Origin of the sequence: Micromonospora sp. DT227, assembly GCF_049841835.1 — a bacterium.
In the GTDB taxonomy this organism is placed as follows: Bacteria; Actinomycetota; Actinomycetes; order Mycobacteriales; family Micromonosporaceae; genus Micromonospora.
Genome location: NZ_JBNCLA010000009.1, coordinates 257,012 through 273,038, shown reverse-complemented (window position 1 = coordinate 273,038; position 16,027 = coordinate 257,012). Strand labels below are relative to the sequence as shown.

The 16,027-nt window shown below is 72.9% G+C and carries 13 protein-coding genes; 5 read left to right on the top strand and 8 right to left on the bottom strand.

The features are described 5' to 3' along the window. Positions 1-84: 84 nt before the first annotated feature. Positions 85-798, bottom strand: coding sequence for a VIT1/CCC1 transporter family protein (locus ACLQ2W_RS27345; RefSeq protein WP_405092910.1), 714 nt, complete (start codon positions 796-798; stop codon positions 85-87). Next, positions 795-1,652, bottom strand: a complete 858-nt coding sequence (map, locus tag ACLQ2W_RS27340; RefSeq protein ID WP_425789892.1) for a type I methionyl aminopeptidase — start codon at positions 1,650-1,652, stop codon at positions 795-797. Before map ends, ACLQ2W_RS27345 begins: the two co-directional genes overlap by 4 nt. 93 nt (positions 1,653-1,745) lie before the next feature. Between map and ACLQ2W_RS27335 the strand changes: the two genes are divergently transcribed. Next, positions 1,746-2,060: an STAS domain-containing protein gene (locus ACLQ2W_RS27335; RefSeq protein WP_425789890.1), complete on the top strand. Its 315-nt coding sequence runs from the start codon at positions 1,746-1,748 to the stop codon at positions 2,058-2,060. A 1-nt stretch (position 2,061) separates the two neighbouring features. Here ACLQ2W_RS27335 and ACLQ2W_RS27330 read toward each other — a convergent pair whose 3' ends face one another. Next, positions 2,062-3,288, bottom strand: coding sequence for an FUSC family protein (locus ACLQ2W_RS27330; RefSeq protein WP_425789888.1), 1,227 nt, complete (start codon positions 3,286-3,288; stop codon positions 2,062-2,064). Positions 3,289-3,434: 146 nt separating this feature from the next. Here ACLQ2W_RS27330 and ACLQ2W_RS27325 point away from each other — a divergent pair, with 146 nt between their 5' ends. Continuing rightward, complete coding sequence (locus ACLQ2W_RS27325) at positions 3,435-5,633, top strand: hypothetical protein (protein WP_425789886.1); 2,199 nt, start codon at positions 3,435-3,437, stop codon at positions 5,631-5,633. On the opposite strand, the gene ACLQ2W_RS27320 is transcribed toward ACLQ2W_RS27325, so the two are convergent. The 4 genes from ACLQ2W_RS27320 to ACLQ2W_RS27305 form a co-directional block, all read right to left on the bottom strand. Continuing rightward, a complete protein-coding gene (locus ACLQ2W_RS27320; RefSeq protein WP_425789884.1) occupies positions 5,630-9,289 on the bottom strand; it encodes a SpoIIE family protein phosphatase in 3,660 nt (1,219 codons plus the stop codon). The two genes, ACLQ2W_RS27325 and ACLQ2W_RS27320, sit on opposite strands and share 4 nt — an antisense overlap. Positions 9,290-9,471: 182 nt before the next feature. After that, positions 9,472-10,239, bottom strand: coding sequence for a 3-oxoacyl-ACP reductase (locus ACLQ2W_RS27315; protein ID WP_396775106.1), 768 nt, complete (start codon positions 10,237-10,239; stop codon positions 9,472-9,474). A 5-nt stretch (positions 10,240-10,244) separates the two neighbouring features. Further along, positions 10,245-11,600, bottom strand: a complete 1,356-nt coding sequence (locus tag ACLQ2W_RS27310) for an aldehyde dehydrogenase family protein (protein WP_425789881.1) — start codon at positions 11,598-11,600, stop codon at positions 10,245-10,247. A 155-nt stretch (positions 11,601-11,755) separates the two neighbouring features. Then, positions 11,756-13,120, bottom strand: a complete 1,365-nt coding sequence (locus tag ACLQ2W_RS27305) for a glutamine synthetase family protein (protein WP_425789879.1) — start codon at positions 13,118-13,120, stop codon at positions 11,756-11,758. A gap of 87 nt (positions 13,121-13,207) precedes the next feature. Between ACLQ2W_RS27305 and ACLQ2W_RS27300 the strand changes: the two genes are divergently transcribed. Beyond that, entirely contained in the window at positions 13,208-14,386 is a 1,179-nt protein-coding gene (locus tag ACLQ2W_RS27300) for a PQQ-dependent sugar dehydrogenase (RefSeq protein WP_425789877.1), read from the top strand. Between the two features lie 32 nt (positions 14,387-14,418). Here the strand turns inward: ACLQ2W_RS27300 and ACLQ2W_RS27295 are convergent, their stop codons facing one another. Then, on the bottom strand, positions 14,419-14,670 hold the full coding sequence (locus tag ACLQ2W_RS27295) for a flavin reductase (RefSeq protein WP_425789875.1): 252 nt from the start codon (positions 14,668-14,670) through the stop codon (positions 14,419-14,421). 236 nt (positions 14,671-14,906) lie between these two features. Between ACLQ2W_RS27295 and ACLQ2W_RS27290 the strand changes: the two genes are divergently transcribed. Beyond that, positions 14,907-15,707, top strand: coding sequence for a helix-turn-helix domain-containing protein (locus ACLQ2W_RS27290; protein ID WP_425789873.1), 801 nt, complete (start codon positions 14,907-14,909; stop codon positions 15,705-15,707). After that, a complete protein-coding gene (locus ACLQ2W_RS27285; protein ID WP_425789871.1) occupies positions 15,698-15,892 on the top strand; it encodes a DUF397 domain-containing protein in 195 nt (64 codons plus the stop codon). Before ACLQ2W_RS27290 ends, ACLQ2W_RS27285 begins: the two co-directional genes overlap by 10 nt. Positions 15,893-16,027 lie beyond the last annotated feature (135 nt).

The window sequence follows — 16,027 nt, the reverse complement described above, 5'->3', positions numbered from 1 at the left end:
GATTCACGGAAAGCGTGGGTATCGGGCGCGAAATAACCACGCTTTCCGTGAATCAGCGCGCGGAGGTGGGGGGTGGGGTGGGGGTCAGCCGACGCCGCCGACGCCGATCAGGGTGCCGATCAGGTAGGTGGCGCCGGCCGCGAGCGCGCCGAGCAGCAACTGCCGCAGGCCGCTGGTCCACCATGAGCGGTAGGTGAACCGGGCCACGATCGCGCCGGCGACGAAGAGCCCCACCCCGCCGACGGCGAGCGCCAGCCAGAGGCTGGTGAACCCGAGCAGGTACGACAGCAGCGGCACCAGGGCACCGATCGAGAAGCAGATGAACGACGAGATCGCCGCCGCCCACGGGCTGGGCTGGTCGTCCGGGTCGACGCCCAACTCCTCCCGGACGTGCACGCGCAGCGCCTCCTCCGGGTTGCGCCGGACCGCCTCGGCGACCTGGGTGGCCAGCTCGCGGGGCAGCCCGCGGGCGACCCAGGCGTCGGCCAGCTCACGCGCCTCCGCCTCCGGGTGTCGCTCCAGCTCACGCCGTTCCTTGGCCACCTCGGCGGCGACCTGCTCGTTGGCGGAGCGGACGCTTGTGTACTCGCCCAGGCCCATCGAGATGGCGCCGGCGACCAGGCCGGCCGCGCCGGTCAGCACGACGCTGCGCGGCGACACCCCGCCACCGCCGACGCCGGCGATCAACGCGATGTTCGTGACCAGCCCGTCCATCGCGCCGAAGACGGCCGGCCGCAGCCAGCCGCCGGACACGTCCGCGTGGTGCGCCTCGCGCAGCGCCGCCGGGGTCTCGGTCACGGCAGCGTCAGGATCTCGTAGCCGTCGTCGGTCACGACGATGGTGTGCTCGAACTGCGCGGTCCACTTCCGGTCCTTCGTGACGGCCGTCCAGCCGTCGTCCCACACGTCGTACTGGTGGGTGCCGATGGTGATCATCGGCTCGATGGTGAACGTCATGCCGGGTTCCATCAGGTCGGTGGGGCGTGGGCTGTCGTAGTGCGGCACGTAGAGGCCGCTGTGGAAGGCCTCGCCGATGCCGTGACCGGTGAAGTCGCGGACCACGCCGTAGCCGAACCGCTTGGCGTACGACTCGATCACCCGGCCGACGACGTTGATCTGCCGGCCCGGCACGACCGCCTTGATGCCGCGCATCATGGCCGTGTGGGTCCGCTCGACCAGCAGCCGGGCCTCCTCGCTCACCTCGCCCACGCAGAACGTCGCGTCGGTGTCGCCGTGCACGCCGTTCAGGTACGCCGTGACGTCGACGTTGATGATGTCGCCGTCCTGGAGCACCGTCGTGTCGGGGATGCCGTGGCAGATCACCTCGTTGAGGCTGGTGCAGCAGGACTTGGGGAAGCCCCGGTAGCCCAGCGTCGACGGGTAGGCGCCGTGGTCGCAGAGGAACTCGTGCACCACCCGGTCGATCTCGTCGGTGGTCACCCCCGGCTTGCAGTGCTCGCCGGCGAGCTGGGTGGCCCGGGCCGCGAGCCGGCCGGCCACGCGCATCTTCTCGATGGTCTCCGGTGTCTGCACGTGCGACCCGCGCCACTCCTGCGGGCGTTCCTTGCCCACGTACTCCGGTCGCGGGATGTGGGCGGGGACCGCTCGCCACGGGGAGAGCGTGCCGGGGGTCAGCGGCGCACGGACGGTCATGTCCTCAGCCTATCGCCGCCCCCGACGACGACCTCGCCACGGCCCGGCCGGGAGGTTGTTGCCGTGCCGCAAACGCTGTGCCATTGTTGCTGCGTGGATCAAGGGGGTGCGCCGCCCGTCTTCTCCGTGACGGCGCAGGGTGACGGCGAACACCGTCATGTGTTGGTCACCGGCGAGGTCGACATGGCGACCGCCGACACCATGTTCCAGACCGCGCTGCGCGAGCCCGCCACCCGGCTCCTGCTCGACCTGCGGGCGGTCACGTTCTTCGACTCGGCCGCCATCTACGCGGTGGTCCGACTCTCCCAGCGGTTCCCGGCCGCGCTCACCGTGCTGCCGTCGCGGCAGGTCCGGCGCGTGCTGGAGATCTCCGGCCTGGGTGAGCAGGAATGGCTGGCCGACGCCTGACTCAGGGCTGCTCTCCCGCGCCGTGCGCGGGCGGCGGCCCCGGTGCCGCCGGCGGGTGACGCGGCTCCGGTCCACCGGCGTCCCTCGTGGCATCGGGGGCGAGGTTCCGCCGCAATTCCTCGGCGTCCTGCTTGCTCACCCCGCTCGCCCGGATCGTGTTGACGGCGATGATGATGACGTCGTTCGCCACGTTGACGCCGCCGATGAGCAGGCCTGCGTTGAGTGCCTCCTGGGCTCGGCGGATCGCGGTCAGCGCCGCGCGCTGCGAGCGGGACGGCCCGCCGGATGGCGGCGACCACTCCACGCCGACGTGCCGGACGGCCTCGGCCAGGTCGTCGACGGCCGCCGCGAGCGGCGCGGGGACCGGCTCGTCGTGGCGGAGCGCGGTCTCCAGATTGAGGGCGAGGTCGCGGGTCTGCAACAGGGACCGCATCATCAGCCCGGCGCCGTGCCGCCAGCCCTCCAGCGAGTTGTGGTTGTGCCACCGCAAGGGCGAGATGCGGACGACCTCGACGGCCGCCGACAGCGCCGTCTGCAGGTCCGAGGTGTCGACGCCGCGCAGGGTGTCGAGAGCCTGTTTGGCCCCCTCGGCGTCGCGCGTGCGGGCAGCCTCCGCCAGCCGTTTCAGTTGGGTGGCGATGTGGTCGAGCAGTGGTCGGCCGGCGCGCCGGATCCGGTGGATCGGGTGCAGGGGCAACACCACCAGGGCGACCAGGATGCCCACCACGCCGCCGACGACGCCGTCGACGAAGCGCGGCAGCGCGAGATTCGTGTTGGCCGGCGAGAGCACGGCGATGACCATGGCACTGCCGCCCACCTGGGTCACGAACGAGCCCTCGCCGCTCAGCAGCACGGCGAACAGGATCGACACGGCGACGATGGCGCCGATCTGCACGTGCCCCTGCCCGACCCAGGAGACGAGCAGATCGCCGAGCGTGATGCCCACCGCCACGCCGGCGACCAGGAAGAGCGTCCGGCGGAAGCGCTGCCCCACCGAGCTGGCGATGGCGCCGACCGCCACGGCGGGCGCGAACAGGGGCTGAGGGTTGTCCAGCACGTCGTTGGCGATCCACCACGCGCCGGCCGCGGCCACCCCCGACTGGACGGCCACGAGCAGGCTCAGCCGAAGTCGTACCACCCGGTCGTGGGCGGTGGCGGAGCCGGTACGCCGGACCTGCGCCCAGGTCGCGCCGACCGGATCGTGGGTGCGACGCCGGGTCGTACTCACCCGGATCCTCTTCTCATCATCGAACACGCTACGGCCTGCGCTTAGCTGATCCCGGCGAAAAGCGGGATCGAACGCGGCCTCCGACCGGACATGACTCGGCCGGCACCGGGTACGCACCGCGTCCTCGACACGGGAGCGGTGACCGGGTGGCGTTGATCGAGTTACGGGTGCACGGGGTGGGAGGTCGCAGCTCCGACCGGATCCTGGGGGAACGCCCCGCCCACCTCGTCGCCGGCGACGCCGAGGCGGGGTTCTACCGGCCCGGAGCGGGACCGGAGGACCCGGTGCCCCCCGGGACCACGTGTCTGGAGGCGTACCGGTGGAACGGGCTGACCGGCGGCACGGCGGGACGGACGTTCTCGCTGGTGCTGCTGATGCCGTTCATGCTCGGCAACGTCGCGCTCTGGGCCCTGCCGTTGACCGGCCGTGCGGGCGCGCCGGCGCGGGCCCTGGTCCGGCTCCTGTCCGTCTCGCTGACCACGATGTACGTGCTGGCAGTGGTCGGCGTGGCGCTCGATCTGGTCGCCTGGCAGTGCCTGAGCTATCCGCGCTGCTACGAGAACCGCCGCTTCGTCTCGTGGCTGGCCGGTCTGCCCGCCGGCTGGGAACTCGCCATCCTCGCCCTTCTCCCACTGGCGGCGATCGCCGGACTGTGGCGCCTGGGTCGTCGGACGTGGCAGCTTCCGGAGACCGGGGCACCCGACGACGGCGACGCCGAGATCGAGAGCCTCGACGACCCGGCGTTCTGGGACAACCGCGGCCTCGTCCGGCATCTGCGCGCCGTGCATCTGGTGGCGGCCCTGGGGACACTCGACATCGCTGTGCTCAGCGCGCTGGTGCCGCACGACCGCCGGCCCACCGGCTATCTCCTGTTCGCCGCCGTGCTGGTCGTGACTGCGGCCTCGTTGGTCACCTGCTGCCTGCCCGGCATCGAACGTCGCACCAGCACACCCCGCTTCGACACGGCGACCCGAACGCTGGCCCGCTCGTCAGGAGTCCTGACCGCCGCCGTTCTCGCCTACTCACTCGTACCCCGGAACTCCTGGGCCGCCGCGGACAACCTGCCCGGCTACGACGTGCTCGTCGCCACCGTCTACGTGAGCCAGATGGTGCTGCTCACCGCGCTTGTCGCGCTGGTCGTGGTGACCCGCCGGCACCACGTCACCGGCTCCACCGTCCTGCGCGGGCTCGCGGCGCCGGTGCTCATCCTCGTCGCGATCGGGTTCGCGGTCTCCTACTCCTCGGGCGTGGTCTACCTCTCCGCCGACTACCTCGACCGAGGGTCCAACCCCACGCCCGCGCGTCCGACGCCGCCGGGCGCGCCGCCGCTGACCCCGCCGGTGGCCTTCCGCTGGGCGGCCCTGGGGTTCTTCCTGGCGGTGATCCTCGCGGCGGCCGTCGTCCTGACGCGCCGATTGTGGCGGCGGTCGGCGCGCCGAGCCGCGGCCATGCGGTTCGTGCGGGCCGAGCACGCCGAAGCGGACCAGGCGCCCCCCGTCCGGGTACAGGCGGCACGCGACGCGATCGTGTCGGCGCAACTCGCCGACAAGCTCGGGCCGCTGGCCCCGGCCGCCTACGCCACCCTGGCGACGATCTCGCTCGGCGCCGCCGGCTCGGCGATTTTGCACGACGGTCCCGGCGACCTGGCCCGCCTGCTGGTCGGCGAGTCACTCGCCCGGCCCGTCATCTTCGTCACCGACCTCGGCGCCTACCTGATCGGCGCCTTCGCTCTCCTGCTGGGCGTCTTCGGCCTGGTCGCCTACCGGTCGAGAGGCATCCGCCTGATCGGCATCCTGTGGGAACTGGCGACCTTCTGGCCCCGGGGCGCCCATCCGCTCGCCGCGCCCTGCTACTCGGAACGGGCGGTGCCCGACCTCACCCGGCGGGTCCGGTACCTCATCGCCGCCGGGCACACCGTCGTCCTGGCCGGTCAGAGTCACGGCAGCGTGCTTGCGGCGGTGACCGCGCTGCAACTGCCGGCGTCCGCGCGTTCCCGGATCGCGTTGCTCACCTTCGCGTCACCGCTGCACCGGCTCTACGCCCGCGTGTTTCCCGCCTACGTCAACGACGCGATGCTGCGCCGCATCGGCGGAGACCTCCGATGGCGCTGGATCAACCTGTGGCGCCGGACCGACCCGGTCGGCGGGATGATCTTCCCGCCGGGCGGCGGGTCACCTGACGATCCCGCCGCCGGCGTCGACCGCCGGGTGCGCGACCCCGCGGGGCTGACCGTCGCGCCCGGCGACACCGTGCCACCGCCGATCGAACGCCACCTGTTCCGCTTCGACGACACCTACCGCGCGGCCGTGCGCGACCTCGCCGCCCGGCTGCCCCGGGCCGACTAGTCGGCCAGCCTGCGCCGCAGCGTCAGCTCGGTGCCGTCCCCGGTCCGGGTCACGCTCATCTCCCCGAGCGCCTGGATCAGCCCCAGCCCGCGGCCCCGGAACCCCGACCCGCTGGACTCGCGCCACCGGCCGCTGTCCCGGACCGTCGCGGTCACCATGCGACCGGCGATGGTGACGTCGACCTCGATGGACGGGTCGACCGGGTCGACCGGGTGCTCGATCGCGTTCGCGGCGGCCTCCGAGATCGCCACGGTCAGGTCGAACAGGTCGGTCTCGTCGACCCGGTGGGCGACGAGGAAGTCCTCCAGGCGCTTGCGCAGCACGCTGAGCCGGGTCGGGTCGGCCGGCAGCCGCAGCGCGAACCGGTTCCGCTCGGCCGCCTCCAGCGCCAGCACCGCCACGTCGTCGTGCCGGGGTCGCCCGGCGACGCGCTCCACGACGGCGTCCACCAGGTCGGCGACGTGCTCGCCGCCGGCGGCGGCGTCGACCCGTAGCTGGCGGAGCCCGGCGTCGATGCCCTCCTCCCGGTCCTCGATCAGACCGTCGGTGTAGAGCAGCAGCCGGCCGCCGGGAGCGAGTTCACCCTCGGCGGTCGGATAGGTGGTGCCGGGGATCGCCCCGACCGGCGGTCCGAGGGCCCGATCGTGCAGGAACGCCACATCGTCTCCGCGAATCAGCAGGGGCGAGGGATGACCCGCGCTGGCGTACCGGAGGCGGCCGGTGCGCGGGCAGAAGGTGAGGCAGACCACGGTGGCGAAGGAGCCGCTGCCGGTGGAGTGCACCAGCCGGTTGAGCCGGGTCAGCGACTCGCCCGGGTCGTAGCCCTCCAGCACGTACGCCCGCAGCGCGTTGCGGAGCTGACCCATCGCGGCGGCGGCCCGCACCCCCTTGCCGACGACGTCGCCGATGACCAGCACCAGCTCGTCGTCGGGGGTGCCCACCACGTCGTACCAGTCGCCGCCGACCTCCACGTCGGCGCTGCCCGGCAGGTAGCGGCTGGCCACCAGCGCGCCGGGCAGTTGCGGCAGCGTACGCGGCAACAGGCTGTGCTGGAGCGTGGTGGCGATCCGGTGCTCGGCCTCGTAGAGCTGGGCGTTCTCCAGCCGTACGCCGACCAGCCGGGCCAGCTCGGTCAACGCCGCCTGCTCCGTGCCGCCGTCCTCCCGACGCCACACCCGCAGCTCGCCGAGCTGCTCGCCGGTGGTGCCGGTGAGCGGCAGCACCGCGGACGGTTCGGCCGGCAGGTCCCCGCCGGTGTCCTCCTCGTGGCGGACGCCGGTGGCGACCACCAGCACCCGGCCCGCCTCGGCCAGGCCGATCGCGTGTTGCGCGGCCACCCGCACCACCTCGGCGGTGGACCGGGCGGTGTTGATCGCCACCGCGGCGTCGGCGAGCGCCCGAAGCCGGCGGATGATCTGCCCGCGGAGCTGGCCCAACTCGACGTTGGCCCGGACCCGGGCGACCAGCTCCTGGCTGGAGAAGGGCTTGGTGAGGTAGTCGTCCGCGCCGGCCGACAGGCCGGCCACCTCCTCCGCCGCGCCGGCCCGCGCCGAGAGCAGCACGATCGGCACGCCCCGGGTGACCGGATTGGCCCGCAGCGCGGCGACCAGCCCGAAGCCGTCCAGCCGGGGCATCATCACGTCCGTCAGCACCAGGTCGAACGGGCTGTCCACGGCCAGCCGCAAGGCCTCCACGCCGTCCGGCACGGCCACCACCTCGTACGCCGGGGAGAGCAGCCGGCTGACGTGCTCCCGCAGGTCGGGGTTGTCGTCGGCGACCAGGACGCGGCCGGCGCCGCCCGGGGTGCCGGACGGCTCGGGCAGCCCGACGGGCCGGGCCACCTCGTCGGTCCAGAGCGCCGTCTCGGCGACGTACAGCCGGGCCTGCTCCGGCTCGGTCAGCGGCACCGGCGCGAGCGCGGACACCCGGTCGGCGGGCAGGTGCGCGTAGCCGAACGGCACGGTGACGGTGAACGTGGTGCCCCGCTCCACGACGCTGTGCGCGGTGACCGTTCCGCCGTGCATCTCGACCAGCTCGCGGACCAGCGCGAGCCCGATGCCGGTGCCCTCGTGGGTACGCGAGCGCGCGCCGGCCACCCGGTGGAACCGTTCGAAGACCTGCGGCAGCTCCTGCGGCGCGATGCCGACGCCGGTGTCGCTCACCTCCAGCACGGCGGCCCCGTCGCCGGGGCGCACCCGGACCACGATGTCGCCCTCGAAGGTGAACTTCACCGCGTTCGAGACCAGGTTGAGGACGATCTTCTCCCACATGTCCCGGTCGACGTAGACCGGCGCCGGCAGCGGCGGGCAGTCGACCACCAGCCGCAGCCCGGCCCGCTCGGTGGCCGAGCGGAACGTGCTGGCCAGCCGGGACGTGTAGTCGGGCAGGTCGGTCGGCTGGTAGCGGGCGGCCAGCCGGCCGGACTCCAGCCGGGAGAAGTCGAGCACGGTGTTGACCAGCTTGAGCAGGCGCAGCCCGTTGCGGTGCATGACGGTCAGCCGGTCGAGGTAGCGGTCGGGCAGCTCCCGGTCGGCGAGCATGTCCTCCAGCGGCCCGAGCACCAGCGTCAGCGGGGTCCGGAACTCGTGGCTGACGTTGGCGAAGAAGTTGGTCTTGGCGCGGTCGAGCGCGGCCAGCTCGGCGGCGCGGGCGCGCTCCTGCTCGTACGCCCGCAGCTTGCCCACCGCCCGGGAGACCTGCGCGGCGACCAGGTCGACGAAGTCGCGGTAGTCGTCACTGAACGGCAGCCGGCGGGACACGCCCAGCAGCAGCGCGCCGGCCGGCTCGTTCGTCGCGGTCAGCGGCAGCAGCAGCGCCTGGTCGGCGGCGTCCGGCGGCACCGCGCCGGGCAGGTCGGCGGTGGCGACCCAGCGCGGCTCGGTCAGCGGCTCACCGGCGGGCAGGCCGGGCCAACCGGCGAGCGTGGCCGGATCCACGCCGGCGCAGCCGGCCAGCGCCGACGTGCCGTCGCCGTCGTGCAGCCACAGCGCGCTGAACGGCACGTCGTCGCGGTGCGCGTCGAGCACCCGCGCCACGGCCCGGCCCAGCTCCAGCGTGTTCGGCACGTCACCCAACTCGTTGCCCAGCTCGGCCAGGGCCCGCAGCCGGCGCTCGCCGAGCACCCGGCCGGTGGTCTCGTTGACGAAGCAGAAGATGCCGTTGACGGTGCCGTCCGCGTCGCGGATCGGGTCGTACGAGACGTCGAAGTAGACGTCCTCCAGGAAGCCGTGCCGGTTGATCACGAAGGGGTGGTCCTCACCCCGGTAGGGCACGCCGGTGCCGCGCACGCCGTCCAGCAGCGGGCCGAGCACGTCCCAGGTCTCCGCCCAGTGCAGCCGGGCCGACTGCCCGAGCACGGCCGGATGCTTCTCGCCGATGGTGGGCCGGTAGGCGTCGTTGTAGAAGGCCAGGTGCTCCGCGCCCCAGAACACCACCATCTGGGCGCGGGAGGCGAGCATGGTGCTCACCGCGTGGCAGAGCGCGGCGGGCCAGCCGTCCGGGGTGCCGAGCGGGGTGGTGGACCAGTCGAAGCCGCGCAGCCGCTCGCCCATCTCACCGCCGGCGGCGAACGCGGCGGTCAGCAGCGGCGGGAGTGACGACCGGCCGGCCGCCGGGGACGATCGACCGGCGTCCCCGCCCCCCTGGGCCGAGCCCATGCAGCCTCCCGCTCCGGCCTTTTCCACGACGGCCGGCGCTGCTGCGCCGACCGTCCCCGCCTACTACCCCGGCGAACGAGCAACGTAACGCATCCGGCGCCTTGGACGCTGGTTACCTCCGCCTCATCCTGTCGTAACCGGCGGGCCCCGGCGACCCCGGCTCGCCCCCGGGTTGATCAGCCTCACAGCGGGGTGACGTACGCGCCGGTGATGCCGCCGTCGACCACGAACTGCGCGGCGGTCATGAACGAGGCGTCGTCGCTGGCCAGGAACGCCACCGCGGCGGCGATCTCGGTCGGGTCGCCGAACCGTCCCATCGGCACGTGCACCAGCCGCCGGGCGGCCCGCTCCGGGTCCTTCGCGAACAGCTCCAGCAGCAGCGGGGTGGCGACCGGGCCGGGGCAGAGCGCGTTGACCCGGATGCCCTCGCGGGCGAACTGCACGCCCAGCTCGCGGGTCATCGCCAGCACCCCGCCCTTGCTCGCCGTGTACGCGATCTGCGACGTGGCCGCGCCCATCAGCGCCACGAACGAGGCGGTGTTGATGATCGAGCCCTTGCCCTGCCGCCGCATGTGCGGGATGACGTGCTTGCAGCACAGGTAGACGCTCGTGGTGTTGACCCGCAGCACCCGCTCCCAGGCGTCCAGCCCGGTCTCCAGGATCGAGTCGTCGTCCGGCGGCGAGATGCCGGCGTTGTGGAACGACACGTCCACCCGGCCGTGCCGGGCCACCACGCCGTCGAACAGGTCGCGGACCGCCGTCTCGTCGGCCACGTCGGTGGCCACGAACTCGCCGCCCACCTCGTCGGCGGCCCGGGTGCCGGCGTCGGCGTCGATGTCCACGCAGACCACCCGCGCGCCCTCGGCGGCGAAGCGCCGCACGGTGGCCAGCCCGATGCCACTGCCCGCGCCGGTCACCACCGCCACCCGGTCGGAAAGCCGTCCCTGCACTGTGATCACTCCTCGGTGTCGATGAACACGTTCTTGACGTCGGTGAAGGCGTGCAGCGCGTCCGGACCCAGCTCCCGGCCGAGGCCGGAACGCTTCATCCCGCCGAACGGGGTCCAGTAGCGCACCGAGGAGTGCGAGTTGACGCTGAGGTTGCCGGCCTCGACCCCCCGGGCGACCCGCACGGCCCGACCCACGTCCCGGGTCCAGATCGAGCCGGAGAGGCCGTACTCGGTGTCGTTGGCGAGCCGGACCGCGTCCGCCTCGTCGTCGAACGGGAGCACCGAGACGACCGGGCCGAAGATCTCCTCGCGCCAGTGCCGGTCCGCCGGGGAGTCGGCGAGCAGCACGGTCGGGGCATACCAGAAGCCGGGGCCGTCCGGCCGGGAGCCGGTGAACGCCACGGTCGCGCCGTCGACGTACCCGGCGACCCGGTCCCGGTGCGCGGCGGAGATCAGCGGGCCCATCTCGGCCGTCTCGCGGGCCGGGTCCTCCACCCGGAACGACCGCACGGCCGGTTCGAGCAGCTCCAGGAAGCGGTCGTACACCTGACGCTGGACCAGGATCCGGGAGCGGGCGCAGCAGTCCTGGCCGGCGTTGTCGAAGACCGCGGACGGCGCGGTGGCCGCCGCCTTCGCCAGATCCGCGTCGGCGAAGACGATGTTCGCCGACTTGCCGCCCAGCTCCAGCGTCACCCGCTTCACCTGGTCGGCGGCGCCGGCCATGATCCGGGTGCCGACCTCGGTGGAGCCGGTGAAGCAGATCTTGCGGACCGCCGGGTGGGTGACGAACCGCTCGCCGACCACGCCGCCCCGGCCGGGCAGCACGGTGAACACGCCCTCCGGCAGCCCGGCGTCGAGTGCCAGCTCGGCCAGGCGCAGCGCGGTCAGCGGCGTCAGCTCGGCCGGTTTGAGCACCACCGTGTTGCCGGCGGCCAGCGCCGGGGCGAGCCCCCAGCCGGCGATCGGCATCGGGAAGTTCCACGGCACGATCACGCCGACCACGCCCAGCGGCTCGTGGAACGTGACGTCGAGCCCGCCGGGCACCGGGATCTGCCGGCCGGTCAGCCGCTCCGGCGCGCCCGCGTAGTAGTCGAGCACGTCCCGGACGTTGCCGGCCTCCCAGCGCGCGTTGCCGACGGTGTGGCCGGAGTTGCGCACCTCCAGTTGGGCCAGCTCCTCCAGGTGCGCGTCCACCTCGGCGGCGAACCGCCGCAGCAGCCGCGCCCGGTCCCCCGGCGCCACCCGACGCCACCCCTCGTACGCGGCACCCGCCCGCCCGACGGCGACATCCACCTCCGCCACGGACGTGGACGCCACCTCCGCGATCGCCGTCCCGCTGACCGGCGAGATCACCTCACCCATACGCTCCCCCTCGCCATCCCTCGCCCCGCCTCGTCGCTCGTCGCCTCGTCGATCTTGCAGATGGTGCCCGGACAAAAGCCTCTCATGCCGCGAAAAGCGGGCCGCAAGTGCAAGATCGGCGAGGGACGGGGGCAGGGCGGGGGCGACGGGCGGGGTCAGAGGCGTTCGAAGCCACGGGTCAGCTCCCAGTCCGTGACGGCGGCGTCGAAGGCGGACAGCTCGACCTTCGCGTAGTTGGCGTAGTGGGCCACCACCTCGTCGCCGAACGCCTCCGGGGCGACCGTCGAGCCCTGCCAGAGGTCGAGCGCGTCGCGCAGCGTGGCGGGGACGCGCTCGGCGGCCGGGTCGTCGTACGCGTTGCCGGTGCACTCCTCGGCCAGCTCCAGCTCGTGCTCGATGCCGTGGACCGCGCCGGCCACCAGCGCGGCGATCGCCAGGTACGGGTTGACGTCCGCCCCCGGCACCCGGTTCTCCACCCGCATCCCCTGCCCGTGCCCGACCAGCCGCAGCGCGCAGGTGCGGTTGTCGGTGCCCCAGCGCAGCGCGGTCGGCGCGAACGAGCCCGGCTGGTACCGCTTGTAGGAGTTGATGTTGGGCGCGAAGAGCAGACTGAACTCGCGCATCGTGGCGAGCAGCCCGGCCAGCACCCGCTGCCCGGTCACGCTCAGGTGCGCCGGCCCGTCACCAAGCATCGCCGACGAGCCGGACGCGTCACGCAGCGAGAAGTGGATGTGGCAGGAGTTGCCCTCGCGCGCGTTCGGCTTCGCCATGAACGTGATCGCCATGCCCTCCTGGGCGGCGATCTCCTTCGCCCCGTTCTTGTAGACGACGTGGTGGTCGGCGCAGGCCACCGCCTCGTCGTACCGGAAGGCGATCTCGTGCTGGCCGAGGTTGCACTCGCCCTTCGCGCTCTCCGGCGTCAGCCCGGCGGCGGCCATCTCGGTGCGGATGCGGCGCAGCAGCGGCTCCACCCGGGCGGTGCCGAGCAGCGAGTAGTCCACGTTGTACTGGTTCGCCGGGGTCAGATCGCGGTAGCCGCGCGACCACGCCTCCTCGTACGAGTCGCGGTAGAGCACGAACTCCAGCTCGGTGCCGGCGTACGCGGTCAGCCCGTGCGCGGCCAGCCGGTCGAGCTGCCGGCGCAGGATCTGCCGGGGCGAGGCGACCACCGGGCCGGAGCCGTCCAGCCACTCCAGGTCGGCCAGCACCATCGCGGAGCCGGGCTGCCACGGCGTCCGGCGCAGCGTGTCCAGGTCGGGCTTCATGGCGAAGTCGCCGTAGCCGCGTTCCCAGCTCGACATCGCGTACCCGTCGACGGTGTTCATGTCGACGTCCACGGCGAGCAGGTAGTTGCAGCCCTCGCTGCCGTTCTCCAGCACGTTGTCGAGGAAGAACGGCGCGTGGATCCGCTTGCCCTGGAGGCGGCCCTGCATGTCGGTGAGGGCGAGCACCACCGTGTCGATCTCGCCCTCGGCGACGGCGACCCGCAACTGCTCCAGCGAGAACGGCGTTCTACTCATCAGGGGGCCTCCATCACCAAGGTCTACTGGCAAACCGGATCACCGTCAATGCCCCGGTGGGACCGGGTGCGAAACCGGGGAGAGCACATGCGTCGTCGGATCGTCGCGGCCGTCGTGGCCGTCGTCGCGATCGGGTTGGGCGCCACCGACGCCCGCGCCGACCGGCAGCCCACCGCCGCCCCCGACCGGCCCGCCGTCGAGACGGCGCCGCAGCCGGACCTGGTCGACCTGCGCCCGGCCGGCTTCGAGCGGCATGTCGACAGGCGGCCGGCGGTCGGCTACGACCTGACGAACCCGCAGGTGGTCGCCACCGGGCTGGTGGTGCCCTGGGGGCTGGACTTCCTGCCCGACGGCAGCGCCCTGGTCGCCCAGCGGGACGCGGGCACCATCCTCCGGGTCCGCCCCGGCCGACCGGCCCGGCAGGTGGCCCGGATCGCCGACGTGGTCGCCGGCGGCGAGGCGGGCCTGCTCGGGCTCGCGGTCTCCCCCACCTACCGGCGGGACGGCTGGGTGTACGCCGCCTACACCACCGCCACCGACCTCCGCGTGGTCCGGTTCCGGCTGGCCGCCACGCCGGTCCCGCAGGTGCTGCTCAGCGGCATCCCCCGGGCCACGTTCCACGACGGCGGGCGGATCGCGTTCGGCCCCGACGGGCTGCTCTACGCCGGCGTCGGTGACGCCGGGGTCCCGGCCCGCGCCCAGGACCTGACCAGCCGCAACGGCAAGATCCTGCGGATCCGCCCGGACGGCGGCGTGCCGGCGGACAACCCGTTCCCCGGCTCGCCGGTCTACAGCTACGGCCACCGCAACACGCAGGGGCTGGCCTGGGACCGGCACGGCCGGCTGTTCGCCACCGAGTTCGGGCAGAACACCTGGGACGAGGTGAACCGGATCGTGCCGGGCGGCAACTACGGCTGGCCGATCGTGGAGGGCGTCGCCGGTGACCCCCGCTTCCGGGACCCGGTCGTGGTCTGGCCGCCGGCGCAGGCGTCGCCGAGCGGCGCGGCGTTCACCCGGGGCACGCTCTACGTGGCCGCGCTGCGCGGTACCCGGCTCTGGGCGGTGCCGGTCGACCACGACGGCACGGTCGGCGTACCGGTGGCGGAACTGGTCGGGACGTTCGGCCGCCTGCGTACCGTCGCGGTCGCCCCGGACGGCGCGCTCTGGGTGACCACCAGCAACCGCGAGCCGCGCGACGTCCCACCGGCGGCCGACGACGACCGCATCCTCCGCTTCCCGCTCACCCACCGCCAACCCACACCCTGACCCCAGCGGTACGCGGACAGCCGCCCACGGCGTCAGCCACGCGCCCGCGCCCAGCCCAGGAAGCGGCGGTGCAGGTCCGGCACATGGTCCGGGTTCAGCCGGGCGAGGTGTTCGTGCGCCTCGGCCATCAAGCCGCCCAGGTGGAACAGCAGCCCGACGCGGTCACCCCGGTACTCGACGAGCAGCGACAGCCGAGCCGGCTGGCAGGGCCACTCCGCGCCGCAGTTGCGGCACCGCCACAGCGGACGCATCGGCACGTGCGGCACCCGTCGGCGACCCGTCACCATCGGCCTCCTGGTGGTTCGTGTGGAGGGGGCCGCCCGGCGCATCGTCGGGACCGGGCGGCCCCGGGCTGGAACCCGCCCGCGCCCGTCTGCGGCGAGCGGATCCGCCTGCGTGACAGTCTGCTGAGCACACCGCTACGGTCGGAAGGCATCGAGCCTGGTCGCGACGCACCTGTGCGGGCTCGGCCCGGTCAGCGGATGTCGAGTGCATCTCAGGTCAGATCTGTGGAGGAACTGTGGCAGAGCCAACAGCGGAGCTGATCCGGGCACAGATCCGCCGGCTGCGGAACGCGGCCGGCCTCAGTCAGGAGGAGTTCGGCAGACTGGTGCACTACTCCGCATCGATGGTGTCGGCCGTCGAGACCGGCGGCCGTCCCTACGATCGCCTCTTCCTGGCCCGCGCCGACGACGTCCTGAACTCCGGCGGGCTGCTGATCGCCCTGCTCAAGATTGCCGAGCGGGACGGTCTGCCGTCGTGGCTCAGGCCGTGGCTGGACGCGGAGCGCAGCGCCCGACAGCTTCGGTGTTTCCATCCGACGCTCATCCCGGCCCTGTTGCAGACCGAGAACTACGCCCGCGCAGTCATTCGGTGCGACGGACTGCTCACCGACACCGAGGTGGATCGTCGGGTGACGGCGCGGATGGATCGCCAGGACGTGCTGCGACAGGAGAATCCGCCGCAACTCGTGGTCGTGTTCGACGAAGGCGTGTTGCACCGACACGACGAGAGCTTCCGGGGCCTGCTGTCCCAGCAGATCGAGCACCTGGTGGCGTGTGCGGAGCGTCCCCACATCAGCATCCACGTACTTCCGCTGCACGTCGGGCTGCACATCGGGATGTCCGGTCCGTTCACCCTGGCGCGAGGTGAGGAGGGTGGCTGGGTCGCCAGCCTGGAGTGTCAGCTCACCACGAGTGTGATCGACGGCGATGCCGACGTGGCTACTCTTCTGTCGCGGTGGGAGATGATCCGGAGCGAAGCATTGCCCCGCCGGCAGTCGCTCGAACTCCTGAAAGAGGTGGTGACGTCATGGATCTGAGCGACGCGACCTGGCACAAGGCGACCCGCAGCGGCAACACGGACTGCGTGGAGGTGGCGGCCAACCTGCCGGGTGTGGTGCTGGTGCGTGACACGAAGGACCGCGACGGCGGCACCCTCCACGTCACCCCGTCGTCGTGGCGCTCATTCATCACCCTGGTCAACCGCTTCCACCACGCCCCCTGATCACACCGCCCACTTCCCCGTCGATCTTGGACTTGCGGTGCCTGACTATGCCGCTTTTATGGCGTTTTCGGAGGTGCCACAACTCCAAGATCGACGGGAGAGGCGAGGCGAGGGCGGGGCGGGGCGGGGCGGGGC

Coding starts and splice junctions, on each gene's coding strand:
- ACLQ2W_RS27305 (WP_425789879.1), bottom strand. CDS start 13,120: ATGAGTAGAACGCCGTTCTCGCTGGAGCAGTTGCGGGTCGCCGTCGCC.
- map (WP_425789892.1), bottom strand. CDS start 1,652: ATGACCGTCCGTGCGCCGCTGACCCCCGGCACGCTCTCCCCGTGGCGA.
- ACLQ2W_RS27310 (WP_425789881.1), bottom strand. CDS start 11,600: ATGGGTGAGGTGATCTCGCCGGTCAGCGGGACGGCGATCGCGGAGGTG.
- ACLQ2W_RS27285 (WP_425789871.1), top strand. CDS start 15,698: ATGGATCTGAGCGACGCGACCTGGCACAAGGCGACCCGCAGCGGCAAC.
- ACLQ2W_RS27300 (WP_425789877.1), top strand. CDS start 13,208: ATGCGTCGTCGGATCGTCGCGGCCGTCGTGGCCGTCGTCGCGATCGGG.
- ACLQ2W_RS27320 (WP_425789884.1), bottom strand. CDS start 9,289: ATGGGCTCGGCCCAGGGGGGCGGGGACGCCGGTCGATCGTCCCCGGCG.